This is a genomic window from Aestuariibacter salexigens DSM 15300 (assembly GCF_000429145.1).
Taxonomy (GTDB): domain Bacteria; phylum Pseudomonadota; class Gammaproteobacteria; order Enterobacterales; family Alteromonadaceae; genus Aestuariibacter; species Aestuariibacter salexigens.
Window position 1 is genome coordinate 1 of sequence record NZ_AUBH01000010.1, and the last position, 16,956, is coordinate 16,956.

The window sequence follows — 16,956 nt, forward strand, 5'->3', positions numbered from 1 at the left end:
TAGCAGCGACTGACGGCCCAATGCCTCAGACACGTGAGCACATCCTGCTGGGTCGCCAGGTAGGCGTACCTTACATCATCGTATTCATGAACAAGTGTGACATGGTAGATGATGAAGAGCTGCTTGAGCTGGTAGAAATGGAAGTACGTGAACTGCTTTCAGAATATGAATTCCCAGGTGACGACCTGCCAGTCATTCAGGGCTCAGCTCTGAAAGCACTGGAAGGTGACGCAGAATGGGAAAAGAAAATCATCGAGCTGGGTGAAGCACTGGATTCATACATTCCAGAGCCAGAGCGTGCAATCGACAAGCCGTTCATTCTGCCAATCGAAGATGTATTCTCAATCTCAGGCCGTGGTACGGTAGTAACTGGTCGTGTAGAGCAGGGTATCGTCAAGGTAGGTGAAGAAGTAGAAATCGTTGGTATCAAAGAGACCACGAAGACCACTTGTACTGGTGTAGAGATGTTCCGCAAGCTGCTTGACGAAGGTCGTGCAGGTGAGAACGTAGGTGTTCTGTTGCGTGGTACTAAGCGTGACGAAGTAGAGCGTGGACAAGTACTGGCGAAGCCAGGTTCAATCACGCCACACACCAAGTTCGAAGCAGAAGTTTACGTACTGAGCAAAGACGAAGGTGGCCGTCACACGCCATTCTTCAAAGGCTATCGTCCTCAGTTCTACTTCCGTACAACTGACGTAACAGGTGCGGTAGAGCTGCCAGAAGGCGTAGAAATGGTAATGCCAGGCGACAACCTGAAGTTTGTTGTTGAGCTGATTGCACCAATCGCGATGGACGAAGGTCTGCGCTTCGCAATCCGCGAAGGCGGAAGAACTGTAGGTGCGGGCGTAGTATCTAAGATTATCGAATAATCTACACTTTCCGTACTTGAAAAAGGTCACTTCGGTGGCCTTTTTTTATGCCCGCAGCTACAGGGCTTCCGGCGAAGGGTAATGAACGGTGAGCGAAGCGAGTGAGGAGTGACTTAACGTCACTCCGAGAGTGAAGCACGACGGTACAGGAAGTACCGGCTGGGTGAGATACCACGGATGGGTTAAAGCTCACGTTATCAAGCTGGTAGTAAAGTTGAATGAACTTCACTGTTGGCGCCGGTGTTGGCCGAAAACTGCTCCTGCTTTTTCGGCATTCCCACGTCCATGTGGGTCATATACAAAAATTATCGAATAATAATTTTTGACGCCAAGAAAATGAAAAGGCCGCAGATGCGGCATTTTTTGTTTTTGGAGATTCCCGCCAATAGCATGCGGGAATGACGTGGTGTCGAGCTCACTGGAATGACGAGGTTGTTCTGCGCGGGGAATGTCTAACTATCACCGTCATTCCGGAATTTGCGCAGCAAATGTCCGGAATCTCCTCAATTTTACTCAATCTCTATACTTGTACCCGGCTCTGAAAAGAACGCCTTACCACTATTCAGTAACCACTTTGGTGGCTCGGTCGGCACGTGTACACCGACATGGTTTTCAATATTCATGTATTCATCCAGAATCGCATTACCTTCCAAGTTGTAATAAAACCAGTAAGGCGGGAAAGCTATGTCTGTCCTTTTTTTCTGCCAGTGCTCTTTAACAGGTAGGTAGTGGTCAACGTCTGGGTCGGCGTCGCCTAAATGCATCACCGTCAGCTCCTGAGTTAACCCAATACGAAAAACCAGATTTTCGACATCAGCTCGCGATGGCCAGCCTGCATGAGGGATCCGCACTGCTTCTATGGCAAGCTCTCCCACCGACAATGAGATAGGGGTGTCACCGAATGCGAGTGATATGGGGTAAATTCTGTCTTTCATGACCTGAAAGCGTGGGTCTGTGACCAACTGCTCTATGGCCTGCTGTGGCGCAATCAAACTGACATCATGATGTTGTGCTAAATAGGCCAACACGTCGTCTGCGCTGAAATGATCTTCATGGGCGTGGCTGATAACAATGGCGTCAATATCATTATAGGGCGGCGTTTGCGCAAATACCGCCTGCCGTAGCCGCTCCGGTACAGCCTGATAAATTCCGAAGGTATTATGAAAAAAAGGATCAAACATCACTTTTATCTCGCCATGTGACGCGATCACGCCTTCGTTCCCAAGGTAGTGTACATCACTATGTTGGCCCTGCTGATGGGCGATGCTGCGCGTAGTGTTAACTGTCAACAGCAAGAAAAGAGTAACGGTGAGTGTTTTCATCTGGACTTTTTAAATAATCGAAAGTGGACGTCTATGGTCAGACGAATATTAGACATGGCCAGCAATTGCTCACGTTTTTCCCGCTTTGATTTGAAGAAATGCGGCGTCATGCTGACCAGATCCCGAAGCTGCATATTATCAAGCGGCTCGGAAACATAGGACAAGGACTCTTGGTTCGCCAGGGTCAACCCCTGCTCACCCGCTTGTGTATGTGCGGGAAACGTATGGGGTCTGATCTCATCATAGATGAGTCTGCGGATCTCAATAAGGTGGTCTGGGCCGGCCTCTGCCAGCAGCACGGCACCGCCAGCCTTTAATTTGCTGGCAAACTCTGCGAATACCGGAAAGCCAAACATACACAGTATGAGATCAAGACTGTTCTCCATCACAGGCAAATTACGATTTGTCGCCACTGCCCAGGCAATATCATTTTTTTCACGCTTGGCAGCCTGGAGCACTGCAGGTTTGGAAATATCGATACCGGCCAGTGACACTAGTGATGAACAGTGTGAGGCGGTTAGTGACCGTTGTAGTTGAGTCAGGTAGTAACCTTCCCCACAGCCCGCATCTAATACGAGCAAATCTGCGTGTTCACTCGAATCCAAATAGTGGGTGACAAGCGTATTCACTTTGTCGCTAACGCTTTTATACAACCCTGAATTCAGCAATCGGCTGCGAGCCTGCACCATGTCTTTGCTGTCGCCCGGTGCTTTAGAACGTTTATCCTGAATTGGCAAAAGGTGTACATAGCCCTGTTTGGCGATATCAAAGCTGTGCCCGTCGGAGCAGGTAAAGCGATTGTGATGCTGCTGTAGAGGCAGGGCATCAAGCGGGCAGGCGAATTTTTCAAAAGGTACTATTTTCATGACGTTGGGCGGAACTGTGATTGCCGCTACACTATGGTAAAGACTAACACGCACAAAGTGGAAAACCCTATGCAATATCATCAGCTTGGCAGCGCGCCGATCAAGGTTTCAGAAATATGTCTGGGTAGTATGACCTGGGGGATCCAGAATACCCAGCAAGATGCCGATGAGCAAATTGCTTATGCGCTTGCTAATGGTATTAACTTTATCGACTGTGCAGAAATGTATCCCGTGCCGCCGAATGCAGATACCTATGGTGACACCGAGCGAATTATCGGCAACTGGCTGGCGCGGCATCCCGAGAAACGAAAAGACCTCATCATCGCCAGTAAAATTGCCGGCAGTGGGCTGAAATACATACGTCAGGGCAGCCCTATAAGCGGCGCAACGGTAGCGTTGGCATTAGAGGATTCACTAAAGCGCCTGCAGACTGACGTGATCGATTTGTACCAGCTGCATTGGCCAAACCGATTCACCCCGCACTTCTCCAAGCACTGGCCGGGCATGATCAGCTTTACCAAGCAGGACGCAGAAAAGCAGACAGCACAAATGCTGGATATTCTGACTGCGCTCGATAATGCAATTAAGGCAGGAAAAATCCGCTACTGGGGGCTGTCTGACGATACGCCCTGGGGAATAAGCCAGTATGTTCGACTGGCTGAACAGCATGGCCTGGCAAAACCGGTATCCATTCAAAATGAGTTTAGTCTGCTGCATGCCAAAGACTGGCCCTATCTGATCGAAAACTGTGTTTACGAAAACATTGCTTATCTGCCGTGGTCTCCGCTTGCCGGTGGCGCGTTAAGCGGTAAGTATCTGGATGGCGCGAGACCAGAAGGCACTCGCTGGACACTGGTGCAGCGACAGGGACTGTTCAGAGATACTGATATCAGTAATGACGCCGTGCGACGCTATGTGCAGCTGGCCAGTGAATTTGATATGTCACCCACCACTCTGGCGCTGGCATGGTGCAGGCAGGTGGATGGTGTCACCTCAACCATAATCGGTGCCACATCGATGGCACAGCTTGAGGAGAACATTGCGGCGTTTTCAGTACGCTTAACTGATGAGCAACTCAAAGCAATCACCGAGGTTTTGAAACAGTATCCGATGCCGTTTTAATGCCGGAATCATAAAGGCCGCCAAATATCAGCGGCCTCGTTATCGAAGTGCAAGGTCAGTTAGAACGCGTACTGGGCCATAAACTGCAGGCGATTCATATCACCTTCGAGTCCCCCAGCAGTCTCACGCTCTGCATAAGTATATTCGGCACCGACGGTAATCGCCTTGGTCCATGAATGCTTGTAGTTGACTCTTACACTTTTGGTTGAGTCCGTAACGGCTGCTCCCGTCAATGCAACATCATTGTCTGCATCAAACGCGGAATAGATGATACTGCTGCGGGCTTTATCGTTCCACACGTGGCGGTAAGACACTGAGTATGCGGTAGTATCAATCGCGTCTAATTCACCGTTATTGTCTAGCACTGCACCATTGGATGCATTCAATGCGACATAGCGACCCAGACCAGAGCCGGTGTTAAAGGTAAATCGGATATCATCATGCTGACCGACCTTAAACTTACCTGACAGGGCTAAACCAAAGCCACTTTCAGTACTGTCAATGCTGGTGCCATTATCGTAGGCCAGCTGACGCATAATACCGGCCACTTTTACATGGCCCCAGTCACGCTTCATGGTGTAGGCAGCAATCAAATCTGGTACTGAATTATCATCTGTGACAATGCGGCCACCGCCGCCATTTGGGGTTACCGTTGTTTCCGGATTTTCCAATGCAATTTCGAATCCATTGCTGGCGTATCGCAGCATCACATGACGACCGAAGATAGTGCCGTCAGTGTTACCGATAAAGTCGACTGAATCTGGCAATGCACCGACATCCATCAGCGTTGTCCACGTCTGACCCACAAGCCACTTGTCATATTTGATGAAGGCATGTCTTATTCTCGGTGTATAGGAGTTACTAATGCGCTCATCGCCATTAGGGGTGACCAGCATGTCAAATTCCAGCACGCCTACCACGTCTTCGCCTGTTTCAGTAGAGGTGGAGGATGTAAAGCGAAAACGAGATTGACGGGCGTGGGCATCGAATACCGCTCCTTCCTCGTCACCGCTTACCGGCGTCAGACTAGGAATGTAGAAGTCTCTGCCAATGTTTCCAGACGGTAAATTGCCTTCGCTGAAATCAGAGTACATCGCATCAACTTTGATATACCCGCTTAATGATATTTTAGTGTCGCCCAGGGTCGCGGCCTGTAGCCCAGTGCTTGCAACAGCGCCTGTTCCGAGTAGCAGGGACACAGCGAGTGCGGCTTTTTTTGCTCTGAAAATCATAATTCCATCCATCAATGTGTACGTGAATAAAGTGTTAAAAATGTTAACGAGACGGTGTCAATGTGGACTAGCTTAGCCGAATTGCCAATAAGCTCATGGTCTATAAGACCAAAGTCTTAGTTGTTGAAAAGTTTACTTTTATTGGCTTTTTGAAAGGCATCACGGTACGACCAAAGTCTCATTTTAGTTCTTGTCTTTCGGGCTAGAGTGTCGGGGTAGTTGATTGATTATCTCGTGCCTTGTCGATAAACACGGACAAGCGCCACAACAGGTGGAGACACAAGATGGAAGTTAAACAGTATACGGTTCCAGAAGCCGCCAGACAGCGCAGCCATCTCAGTGAAGATGGTTATCAAAAGATGTATCAGCAATCCGTGAACGATCCGGAAGGGTTCTGGGGTGAGCAGCTGTACCAACTGGACTGGTTTAAAACACCCAGTAGGATAAAGAACACCTCTTTCGCGCGCGACAATCTGACTATCAAGTGGTTTGAAGATGGCGCGTTGAATGCCAGTTACAACTGTATTGATCGGCACCTTAAAACGCGAGCGAAACAAACAGCGATTTTTTGGGAAGGGGACAATCCTGAGCACAGTGAACAGATCACCTATCAGCAACTGCATTATGAAGTATGTAAGCTGGCCAACGGGTTAAAAAAGCTAGGCGTTAAAAAGGGCGATCGCGTTGCGATATATATGCCGATGGTGCCGCAGGCAGCCTATGCTATGCAGGCCTGTGCGCGAATCGGTGCGGTGCATTCAGTGATCTTCGGGGGGTTTTCGCCCAATGCAATCGCCGACCGCATCAACAACTGTGACGCTAAAGTGGTGATCACCTGTGATGAGGGAAGACGTGCGGGGAAAAACGTTCCGTTGAAAAAGAACGTCGATATTGCTTTGGCTGACGGTGCCTGCCCTTCTATTACACATGTCGTTGTGCACAAGGTAACGGGCGGCGATGTTGAGTTTAACAACGACGTTGATGTGTGGTGGGACGAGCTTATCGAAGATTGTTCTGGCCAGTGTGAGCCTGAAATCATGAACGCCGAAGACCCGCTTTTTATCTTATACACATCGGGGTCGACCGGCGCGCCAAAAGGCGTGGTGCATACAACAGGTGGGTACCTGTTGTATACGGCGATGACCTTTAAATATGTGTTTGATTACCAGGATGGCGATATTTACTGGTGTTCAGCAGACGTTGGCTGGATCACCGGGCATAGCTATATGGCATATGGGCCACTGGCCAATGGTGCAACCCAGGTGTTTTTCGAAGGCGTTCCTATTTACCCTTCCATCAAACGCATGGCACAAATTGTCGAAAAATATAAGGTCAATATTTTATACACCGCGCCTACTGCTATTCGGGCGTTAATGGCACACGGCTCAGAGCCGGTATCGGGCTGCGATGTATCGTCATTGAATGTGCTCGGCTCTGTGGGTGAGCCAATCAATCCAGAGGCATGGGAATGGTATCACCGTGAGTTTGGCACCAATGTCTGCCCGATTGCCGATACCTGGTGGCAGACTGAAACCGGTGGGGTAATGATCACGCCACTGCCGGGTTGTACAACGCTGAAACCGGGCTCAGCCACACGCCCTTTCTTTGGCGTACAGCCTGCACTATTTGACGCTGATGGTAACGAACTGCAGGGGGCTACAGAAGGAAACCTGGTGATCAAGGACAGCTGGCCGAGTCAGGCGCGCACAGTATATGGCGATCACAACCGCTTTATTGACACGTATTTCAGTGCCTATAACGGCGTGTATTTTACCGGTGACGGTGCCCGTCGCGATGAAGATGGCTATTACTGGATAACGGGACGGGTTGATGACGTATTGAATGTCTCTGGCCATCGCCTTGGCACGGCAGAAATCGAGTCTGCTCTGGTCGCTCATGAGTTGGTAGCGGAGGCAGCAGTGGTCGGGTATCCACACGATATCAAAGGTCAGGGGATTTATGTCTATGTGACTGCCAATGAAGGCGTAGTCGCGGACGGTAGTCTAACCGCGGAGCTGAAAGCCTGGGTGCGAAAGGAGCTTAGTCCGATTGCTACCCCCGATCTGATCCAGTGGACCAAGGGATTACCCAAAACACGCTCAGGGAAAATTATGCGTCGCATCTTGCGTAAAATCGCGGCCAATGAACATCAGCAGTTAGGCGATACCTCAACGTTGGCAGATCCTTCCGTCGTTGATACACTCATCGAGGAGCGTTTGAATAAATAAATACGGAGAATAAATGACAACGCTGCTGATTGCTGACGATCATCCTCTATATCGTGATGCATTACGAGGCGCGTTGTCGCTCTCCTTGCCCGATCTTACTTTGCTTGAGGCGGGCGATCTGAATCAGACCGTTTCCCAGCTTGAAAAGCACGATGTCGACTTGCTTCTGCTGGATTTACATATGCCGGGCAGCAATGACCTGTTTGGTTTGTTGCATATTCGCAAGCTGTATCCTGATGTGCCTGTGGCGGTGGTGTCCGGCACCGAAGATCCTACTATCATTTCCAAAATCGTTGGTGTAGGTGCATTAGGGTTTATTCCTAAAACCACAGGCGCAGATGATATCGCCAAAGCCATTAATGCGATAATGGACGGTGATGTTTGGCTGCCCGAGGGGCTGTCAGACAAAATTGAAGAGGTTGACGATGCCTTTTCTGAGCTGGCCGATCAAGTTGCCAGCCTAACACCATCACAATACAAAGTTCTTTGTTACATGCGCGATGGTTTGCTGAATAAACAAATTGGATACAATCTGGATATTGCAGAGGCGACAGTAAAAGCCCACGTTACTGCGATTTTCAGAAAGCTGGGGATCAACAATCGTACCCAGGCGGTATTGATCGCGTCTCAACTGCAGCTAGAGCCGCCTGAAGCGAGCTGACCACCGCCTGCTACCTAACCCGTCATGCCCGTATTTGCGAGGATCTGTCATGCCCGCGGCGCTCCTAGGCGGGCATCTTTCAACAAATGAGTCGATTAGATACCCGCCTTCGCGGGCACGACAGAAATGGGCGTCGTCATGCCCGCAATGCTCTTGGGCGGGCATCTTTCAACAAATGATTCAATTAGATACCCGCCTTCGCGGGTAAGATGAAAGAGTTGGCGGGTACAACGAAAAGGGGCGTTGTCATGCCCGCGGTGCTCTTGGGCGGGCATCTATTTCGTCGGCAACTTCTTCACCTGTCGCGTCATACTTTGCAACAATGCCCTCAGCTTTGCGGGTTTTACCGGCTTATTCAGGTAGTTCACAGATTGTGCTTTACATTTTTCTATCAGTTCTTCTTCGCGGTTGGCAGTGACCAGTGCCGCTGGAATCCCGCTATCCAGCCGTTTTCGAATCGTGTCAATCAGGTCTAGACCGTTATGCTGTTCACTTAGCTGATAATCTATCAACAACACCTGTGGATCGCTTGAAGCTGCGAGCGACAGGGCCTCATCCCAGTTGTCAGTGACAGTCACATCAATGTGCCATTTTTCCAGTAAGGTTTGCATGGCATCCAGATTTTCCCGCTGATCGTCGACACAAAGGGCACGAAGGCCATCAAATGCTGCATCACTTTTACGCTTCTGCGGTGCGGCACTTAGCCCCGCTGGACACGCCGGTAATGAAACAGAAAAGCAGCTGCCTCTGCCGGGAACAGAGTCCACTTCCACTTTGCACCCCAGTTGACCAGCAAGTCTGGTAACGACCCCTAGCCCCAGCCCGACACCATGAGCCATACCTTGTTCAGCGCGATAAAAGTCGGCAAATACCTTTTTTTGTTGTTCCGGAGCAATGCCAATACCAGTATCGCGAACCTGAACGATGATCGTCTCATTCACTTTGCGCGCGGTCAGCAGAATTTTTCCTTCTGCCGTGTACTTCAGTGCATTTGACAGCAGGTTTTGTACGATGCGGTACACAAAGGTTCTGTCCGCTTTGATCCAGTAGTGGCGTAACCGAGCGTTGAGTTGCAACCCTTTGTCCTGTGCCTGCATGCTGAATTCATCAATAAGCGGGCCAAGCACGGCACTCAGGTCGAGCGATTCGATATTGGGACGCATCTCTCCCTGGTCGAGCCGGGAGATATCAAGCAAGGTGGCAATCAGCGCTTCCGTCGATGACACGCTGTCGTTAAGTTTACGCAGGATCTGTTTGTTGTTGTCACTCAACTCGGCTTCTTGAAGCGCCGTGGTATAGAGTTTGGCCGCATTGAGAGGTTGCAATATGTCATGGCTTGCCAAAGCTAAAAACCGTGTCTTACTGGCATTGGCTTCTTCAGCAGCTTGCCGAGCTCTTATCAGCTCTTTTTCTGCCTCGGCCCGTCGTTCAATTTCTAAACGCAGCTCAGCGTTGATGGAGTGCACTTCTTCGGTACGTTTTTTGATTCGGTGTTCAAGGTCAATGTTGGATTCTTCCAGTGCCTGCTGGATTTCTATATGGCCGGTAATGTCATTAAACGTAGTGACGAATCCACCGCCCGGTAAAGGGTTACCCGTCATCTCAATCACCTTGCCGTCACTGCGCTGACGAGTAAAACGATGCGGGTTGCTTTTTTGCAGGTGATCTAGTCGCTTTTGTACAATTTCTTCAAGCTCACCGGGCCCACACTCTCCCCGAGCAGCATTGTAGCGCACCAGTTTTTCTATCGGTGTGCCTACCTGCAACAGTTCTGGCGGATAATTGAAAAGCGATGCGTAACGTTTGTTCCAGGCGACCAGCTTGAGGTTTTTATCGATCACACTGATCCCCTGATCGATATTTTCCAGCGAGGTTAACAGCGCGGTCATGTTGAACTGCATGGCCTGTGTGGTGTCGTCGAAAAAGTTGATCACCTCGGCAAAATCTAATTTTTTGCCGCGGATCACGCTATCAATCAGCGCTTTAGCACTGGACGCACCGATAACACCGCCTAATGCACGTTCACAGAATGCCAGAAATTGTTGGTCAGGATGTTCGTTATCCTGCAGCTTTTTATCTGTACGAAGTTCAAACTCTTCGATGATTTGTTCACAGCGACTGCTGCCCATAAAGGTCGTAAGCAGGGTCAACAGGTCGCCCACTGTGACACTCTCATTGTGCTTTTTAATGGCGTTGCTGCGGGTTTCGGCAGGATAAACGAAGGCTTCGGCCTGGATCCTGTCTATCAATCGGGCCTGTGCCCATAAGGAAAATACTATGTACGCTACCGCATTAGCGACAAGACTGATGATGGCACCCTGCGTCAGAATATCGGTCTGGGCCTGCAAGGTCACGCCCTCGCCGAGCATGGGCAGAATCGAAAACAACACCCAGCTTATCAAGCCTACCAATAACCCCGCATACACGCCGTGGGCATGGCCACATTTCCAGTAAAGCCCGCCGACGATAGCGGGGATCAGTTGAATAACCAAAGAAAACGCGATCAGGCCTATCGATGCCAACGTCCGGCTATTCGCCATCTGGTGCTGATACAACAGAGCGAGCATAAGTATCAGGCCGATAATCACCCGCCGGATGATCAGAATTTTTCTGGTGTAGCTTGCTGTCTTATGTTCATGCTGTTTGAGTGCCAGCAACTTAGGCAACACCACGTCGTTGGTGAGCATTGTACTTAGGGTCAGTGTGGCAACGATGATCATGGCGGTCGCCGCCGATAGACCACCGAGAAATACCAGCATTTTCAGCAATGCCGACTCTGAGAAAATGGCGACACTGAGGACATAGTTATCTGGCTCTATCGATGTGCCGGCGAATAAGCCCGACCCAACCACGGCAATAATCGGGATCACTGATGCTGTGATGAACAAGTACAGGGGAAAGAGCCAGCGAGCTGTTTTTAAGTGCTCTGGGTTGACGTTGTCAACAAACCCAACATGAAACTGACGTGGCAGGCAGATTACCGCAAGTCCTGCCATCAAGGTCTGCGCCCAGAAAGGCACTGTCTGCAAAGTAGATATGGCCTCGGGCGTCGTGTAGGTGGCCATGATCGGCTGGTCATTCATGCTGTGCCAGGTAAAAAATGCCACGGCGGCAACTAATACCAGCGCACAGAGTTTCACCGTCGATTCGAACGCAATGGCCAGCATCAACCCGCGTCGATACTGGGTGACATCGGTTTGCTGCGTGCCGAAATAGATCGCGAAAATGGCAATAAAAAGGGTTGCCAGCACAACAATAAGGTCGCCGTGGGCCTGTTCTGAAACCAGTTGAAATGCCGAACCAATGGCTTTCAGCTGCAGCGCGATATAGGGCACGGTTGCAAGCAGCGCGATAAGCGTCACCAGCAGTGCAACAGCCTGGCGCTTGCCATAACGCGAAGCGATAAAATCGGCAATAGTATTGATGTGCTGCTTTTTACTGACCAGCAGTAGTTTGTATAAAAAGCGATAGCCAAATAGGTAGATAATGGCAGGCCCCAGCAGAATGGGCAGGTAGCCCCAAGGGTCTTGCACGGATGACCCTACCGCACCAAAAAATGTCCAGGCTGTACAGTAGATCGCCAGTGCCAGTGAATAAATGGCTGGGTGACTGGTCAGCCAGCGCGCTGAGTGCGAGTTTTTATCTCCCCAGCGAGCAATCCAAAACAAACCAAACAGATAGAGAAGGGCTAAAAAGACCCAGCCGAACGCCATGTTAAATCCTAACAACTTGTTTACAACCTCGACTCTATCACAGTCAGACCAAGGTCGTAGGGATGTACGACCATGGTCTCATTCCTAGTTATACCGTGCACGTCTACAGTATATCCAACCTCCCTGATTATGCGGCGATTTTGGGAAATTTTTACTACATCACGTTGCATATCGCTGGTCTGCTAAAGGGGCAAAATGCCGGCGTTAGGGAAATGTAAAAAACGTTACATCACAGATACCTGAACGAGGAACGAAAGATGGCATTTAAGAACGAGGAAGACAAGGTTGCGTATTGGCGAGAGAACATCTCGCTGGTGCTGACCCTATTGGCGGTATGGTTTGCCGTGTCCTTTGGCGCAGGGATCCTGCTGGTCGACGTGTTGAATTCAATTCAATTTTTCGGCTTCAAGCTCGGATTCTGGTTCGCTCAGCAGGGCTCCATATATGTATTCGTGGTGCTGATTTTTGTCTACATGGCAAAGATGAATGCACTGGATAAAAAATACGGCGTAGACGAGGAGTAATCACATGGACTTACAAATGATGACATTCCTGGTCGTCGGCGCGACATTTCTTCTCTACATCGGTATCGCGGTATGGGCGCGTGCTGGCTCGACTAACGACTTCTATGTCGCCGGTGGTGGAGTAAATCCGATTGCCAACGGTATGGCCACCGCAGCCGACTGGATGTCTGCAGCTTCTTTCATTTCTATGGCCGGTCTTATCTCGTTTATGGGCTACGACGGTGCAGTGTATCTGATGGGCTGGACAGGTGGTTACGTACTACTTGCGCTGTGTTTGGCACCTTACCTGCGTAAGTTCGGTAAATTCACCGTACCTGATTTTATCGGTGATCGTTATTACTCACAGACGGCCCGTACCGTGGCTGTTGTATGTGCCATATTCGTGTGCTTCACCTATGTGGCGGGTCAGATGCGTGGTGTTGGTGTGGTTTTCAGCCGCTTCCTTGAAGTGGATATCGTCACTGGCGTCGTGATTGGTATGGCTATCGTGTTCTTCTATACGGTATTGGGTGGCATGAAAGGGATCACTTACACGCAGGTTGCGCAGTACTGTGTATTGATCTTTGCGTATATCGTCCCTGCTGTATTTATTTCCATTATGGTAACAGGTCACGTGCTGCCACAGACAGGCTTTGGCGCCACGCTCGCCGACGGATCGGGGATGTACTTGTTAGAGAAACTCGACGGGCTATCGGTGGAACTCGGGTTTAATGAGTACACCAACGGCAGTAAGAGCATGATTGACGTGTTCTTTATTACCGCCGCGTTAATGGTGGGAACAGCTGGTTTGCCTCACGTAATCGTGCGTTTCTTTACGGTGCCAAAAGTACGCGATGCGCGTAAGAGTGCTGGCTGGGCGTTGATCTTTATTGCTGGTCTGTACACTACTGCGCCTTCGCTGGCTGCATTTGCCCGGGTCAATATGATTGAAACCATCAACGGCGTTGAGCAGCAGGGCACTCCATATGCATCAGCCCCCACCTGGATCAAAAACTGGGAGAAAACCGGATTGATCAGCTGGGATGACAAAAACGGTGACGGCAAGATGTTCTACTCGGGTGATGAGCGCAATGAGATGAAAGTTGACCGTGACATCATGGTACTGGCTAACCCTGAGATTGCTAACCTGCCAGCCTGGGTGATTGCCCTGGTAGCGGCCGGTGGTGTTGCCGCGGCGCTATCAACCTCAGCGGGTCTGTTACTGGTCATATCAACATCAGTCTCTCACGACCTGTTGAAACGAAATCTGGCGCCCAATATTACCGATAAGCAGGAGCTGTTTTATGCGCGATTGGCCGCAGCAGTTGCGATTGGTATCGCAGGCTACTTCGGTATTAACCCGCCCGGATTTGTCGCGCAGGTAGTGGCATTCGCCTTCGGTCTGGCAGCGTCCTCCTTCTTCCCGGCCATTATTATGGGTATCTTTATGAAGAAGATGAACAAGCAGGGTGCAATAGCCGGTATGGTCTCAGGTATCGCCTTTACTGCCGCGTATATCATTTACTTCAAGTTCGTCAATCCTGCCGCGAATGTGCCCGCCAACTGGTGGTTTGGGATCTCGCCAGAAGGGATTGGTACGCTGGGTATGTTGGTTAACTTTGGTGTTGCGTACGTGGTATATCGCGCTACCGGAGAGGCACCAGAAGAAATCCAGCAGCTGGTAGAAGATATCCGCTATCCTAAAGGTGCTGGCGAAGCGTCTGCCCACTAGGGATGCAAACTGTAAGATGTCAAGGCCCGGCGTTTGCCGGGCTTTTCGGTTAAGGCGAAGTAAAGGAGATCACCCCGCATGAATGCTGTAGCCCCACAACAAGCCCTGGAGTTCCTGCGAAGTTCAGCGCCGTTTGATGGTGTGGATGAAAAACACCGTATTAGTGCGGCGCAGCACACGCGGGTGATTTATTTAACTGAGGAAAATAAACAGGAATTGTTGGCTGAACAGCAGGGAAGATTGTTTTTAATCCATAGCGGCCAATATTCAGTGAAAGACTCTGATGGGGCACAGCGACATGTAAGCGAGGGCGACTACTTTGGTTTCAGTGGCCTATTGGACCGCATCGATTACCCCATCGAATTAAGCGTAGACAGCCCGGGGCTGGTGTACTGTATCGACGGTGAAACTTTCACGACATTAATCAAGCATTCCGCCAGTTTTAGCCAGTTTTTCAAAGGGGCCAGAGAAGAGGAATTGCAAAATCAGGCGGTATCAGATTCCAATTCAATGTGGTTATACAAACCGCTGGCTGAAGTCATAAGCGGGGATGCGGTATCGGCCGAGCACAACGTCACAATTCAACAGGCAGCCTCTGTCATGTCTGAGCGAGGTGTTTCATCCCTCCTTATCACCGAAAAGGGCGAGCTGGTGGGCATTGTCACTGACAGAGATTTGCGTAATCGCGTGGTTGCACTTGGAGCGGATATGGGCAAGCCAGTCAGTACTATCATGACTCGCGACCCTGCCCGCATACGACATAATCGCACCATGTTTAATGCGTTATCCATTATGAGTGAACGCAACATACATCACCTTCCCGTCATTGATGAGATGTCCCGACGTCCGCTAGGCATGATAACGGCCTCTGACATTGTGCGTCACCAGAAAAGCAATGTGCTATTTATTATTGGCGAGCTATCGAAAGCACAAAACCTGTACGAACTTACCCGCTGTTCGTGGCAAATGCCTCATTATCTTGCCACCCATGCCAAGCGACTTGGAGATTTCGATATTGCTGGCAAAGTGCTGTCGCAGGCTACGGATATAATGACCCGCAGACTGATCACATTTTTTCAGCAACAGCATGGCAGTGCGCCAATGTCGTATTGCTGGATAGTGTACGGTTCACAGGCCAGAGAAGACCAGACCATGGGCTCTGATCAGGACAATGCGTTGCTGTTGGCTGATAAACCAGATGAGCAACAGGCTGAGTACTTCAGGCAGATGTCCGAATATGTTTGTCAGGGCCTCGGAAAATGTGGCATCAAGCTTTGTGACGGCAACATTATGGCGTCCAATCCGGATTTGCGCCTGAGCATTGATGACGCTATCGCAGAAGCAAAGCGCTGGGTCAGACAGCCTACCAAAGAAGCCATTATGCACTTTAATATCTTCCTCGATGCGCGCGCGGTTGCGGGTGATATGTCGCTGTTTAATCGAATGCAGTCAGCCCGTGCACCGCTGCTAAAACAGAACATGTTTCTCGCTGCTTTGGCCCGCCATGCCAATGAAGCCAGTGTTCCGCTCTCCATGTTTCAGAAGTTTGTATATGCCAAAGGCCGTGATGTACAAGATAGTATTGATATTAAGAAGCAGGCGGTGGCGATAATTAATAACCTTGTGCGTTTATATGCCCTGGCGAACGAATTAAAAATGCCCGCAACGCTGGCCCGTCTTGCTAACCTGCCCGAGAATGCAGGGTTAAGTCCTCGTGATGCTGACAATCTGCGCGACATCTGGTTGTTTCTAAACCGACTGCGCTGGCGACATCAGTTGCAAAATAGCGTAACCGATAATTATGTGCGCGTCAGTGATCTGTCATCGATCGAAAAACACCAGTTAAAAGCGGCATTCAAAGCTATTGAAAGAGCGCAGCAGGCGGCAGTGATGAAGTTCAGTGGGGGAGTAAATTGAGTCTACTGTCACGAATTCAGCAATGGCTCAATCCGGCTTCGGCCATTCCTGTACAATGGCAGGACATAAAAATAAAAGAGCTCCCGCTCATTGGTATTGATCTGGAACTCACTTCTCTGGACATCAGTACATCAAACATTACCTCAATTGGCTGGGTAAAGGGGCAGGGCAACTGCCTCGATCTAGCCAGTTGTCATTATTCTGTTATTTGCACCACTGAAAGCCTGAACCAAAGTCCGGTTATTCATGGTCTGACCGCCGAGACCATTGCGCTTGGAGAAGACGTTAAGGACGCATTACAAATGCTAATACAGGAGGCTCATAACCATGTATGGGTGTTACATAACGTGACGTTGGACATGGGGGTGTTGTTCCGACTTATCAGACAATTTGGTCTGACAATGCCGCCTGTCGTGACCATAGATACGTTAAAACTGGCGGTATACCAGTTGCAAAAGCAGCATCAGATGATGCCGCCCAACAGCGCCACTTTGACAGTGTGCAGACAGCGACATGATTTGCCACTGGCGCCCGCTCACAACGCGCTGGACGATGCCGTCGCTACGCTGGAGCTGCTGTTTGCTCAACTTTATCAACTTGATGCAAAGGGACAAATAACCCTCGCCGATCTGATGCACAGCGGCGCTATTAACGTGCATCAGCTGAATAGTTAAGCAACTGCAAAAAAACTTAATTAGACCCCGCTATAATGTATTGACAAGCGCCCGGACAACACGTATCTTTCGCGTCCCAAGTCAAGCAGCGCTTGATTTGCACAGAATAGCAGCTAG

General features: G+C 50.0%; 12 protein-coding genes. 8 read left to right on the forward strand and 4 right to left on the reverse strand.

All coding sequences use genetic code 11. From position 1 onward, the window contains the following. Positions 1-869: elongation factor Tu (gene tuf / locus G441_RS0112930; RefSeq protein WP_026376747.1), on the forward strand; the 869-nt coding region annotated here is incomplete at its 5' end. A 509-nt stretch (positions 870-1,378) separates the two neighbouring features. Here the strand turns inward: tuf and G441_RS18650 are convergent. Together G441_RS18650 and G441_RS0112940 are read right to left on the reverse strand one after the other, a co-directional pair. Then, positions 1,379-2,191, reverse strand: coding sequence for an MBL fold metallo-hydrolase (locus G441_RS18650; RefSeq protein ID WP_051275592.1), 813 nt, complete (start codon positions 2,189-2,191; stop codon positions 1,379-1,381). Then, a complete protein-coding gene (locus tag G441_RS0112940) occupies positions 2,188-3,057 on the reverse strand; it encodes a putative RNA methyltransferase (RefSeq protein ID WP_026376748.1) in 870 nt (289 codons plus the stop codon). Before G441_RS0112940 ends, G441_RS18650 begins: the two co-directional genes overlap by 4 nt. Positions 3,058-3,126: 69 nt before the next feature. On the opposite strand from G441_RS0112940, the gene G441_RS0112945 reads away from it, so the two are divergent. After that, positions 3,127-4,179 carry an aldo/keto reductase gene (locus tag G441_RS0112945; RefSeq protein WP_026376749.1) on the forward strand — a complete coding sequence of 351 codons (1,053 nt, stop codon included), beginning with the start codon at positions 3,127-3,129 and terminating at the stop codon, positions 4,177-4,179. Positions 4,180-4,238: 59 nt separating this feature from the next. Here G441_RS0112945 and G441_RS0112950 read toward each other — a convergent pair whose 3' ends face one another. Then, positions 4,239-5,411, reverse strand: coding sequence for a DcaP family trimeric outer membrane transporter (locus G441_RS0112950; protein WP_026376750.1), 1,173 nt, complete (start codon positions 5,409-5,411; stop codon positions 4,239-4,241). Between the two features lie 284 nt (positions 5,412-5,695). Between G441_RS0112950 and acs the strand changes: the two genes are divergently transcribed. Beyond that, on the forward strand, positions 5,696-7,639 hold the full coding sequence (gene acs / locus G441_RS0112955) for an acetate--CoA ligase (RefSeq protein WP_026376751.1): 1,944 nt from the start codon (positions 5,696-5,698) through the stop codon (positions 7,637-7,639). A 13-nt stretch (positions 7,640-7,652) separates the two neighbouring features. Then, entirely contained in the window at positions 7,653-8,300 is a 648-nt protein-coding gene (locus G441_RS0112960) for a response regulator transcription factor (RefSeq protein ID WP_026376752.1), read from the forward strand. 275 nt (positions 8,301-8,575) lie between these two features. Here G441_RS0112960 and G441_RS0112965 read toward each other — a convergent pair whose 3' ends face one another. Next, positions 8,576-12,013, reverse strand: coding sequence for a PAS domain-containing hybrid sensor histidine kinase/response regulator (locus G441_RS0112965; RefSeq protein WP_026376753.1), 3,438 nt, complete (start codon positions 12,011-12,013; stop codon positions 8,576-8,578). A 257-nt stretch (positions 12,014-12,270) separates the two neighbouring features. On the opposite strand from G441_RS0112965, the gene G441_RS0112975 reads away from it, so the two are divergent. The 4 genes from G441_RS0112975 to G441_RS0112990 all read left to right on the forward strand — a co-directional run bounded on the left by G441_RS0112975 (position 12,271) and on the right by G441_RS0112990 (position 16,839). Then, positions 12,271-12,537, forward strand: coding sequence for a DUF4212 domain-containing protein (locus tag G441_RS0112975; RefSeq protein ID WP_026376754.1), 267 nt, complete (start codon positions 12,271-12,273; stop codon positions 12,535-12,537). Positions 12,538-12,541: 4 nt separating this feature from the next. Then, complete coding sequence (locus tag G441_RS0112980; RefSeq protein ID WP_026376755.1) at positions 12,542-14,248, forward strand: sodium:solute symporter family protein; 1,707 nt, start codon at positions 12,542-12,544, stop codon at positions 14,246-14,248. Positions 14,249-14,326: 78 nt separating this feature from the next. Further along, positions 14,327-16,165, forward strand: coding sequence for a DUF294 nucleotidyltransferase-like domain-containing protein (locus G441_RS0112985; RefSeq protein ID WP_026376756.1), 1,839 nt, complete (start codon positions 14,327-14,329; stop codon positions 16,163-16,165). Beyond that, positions 16,162-16,839 (forward strand): 3'-5' exonuclease, encoded by a 678-nt coding sequence (locus tag G441_RS0112990; protein WP_034475135.1) that lies wholly within the window; start codon positions 16,162-16,164, stop codon positions 16,837-16,839. Before G441_RS0112985 ends, G441_RS0112990 begins: the two co-directional genes overlap by 4 nt. Positions 16,840-16,956 lie beyond the last annotated feature (117 nt).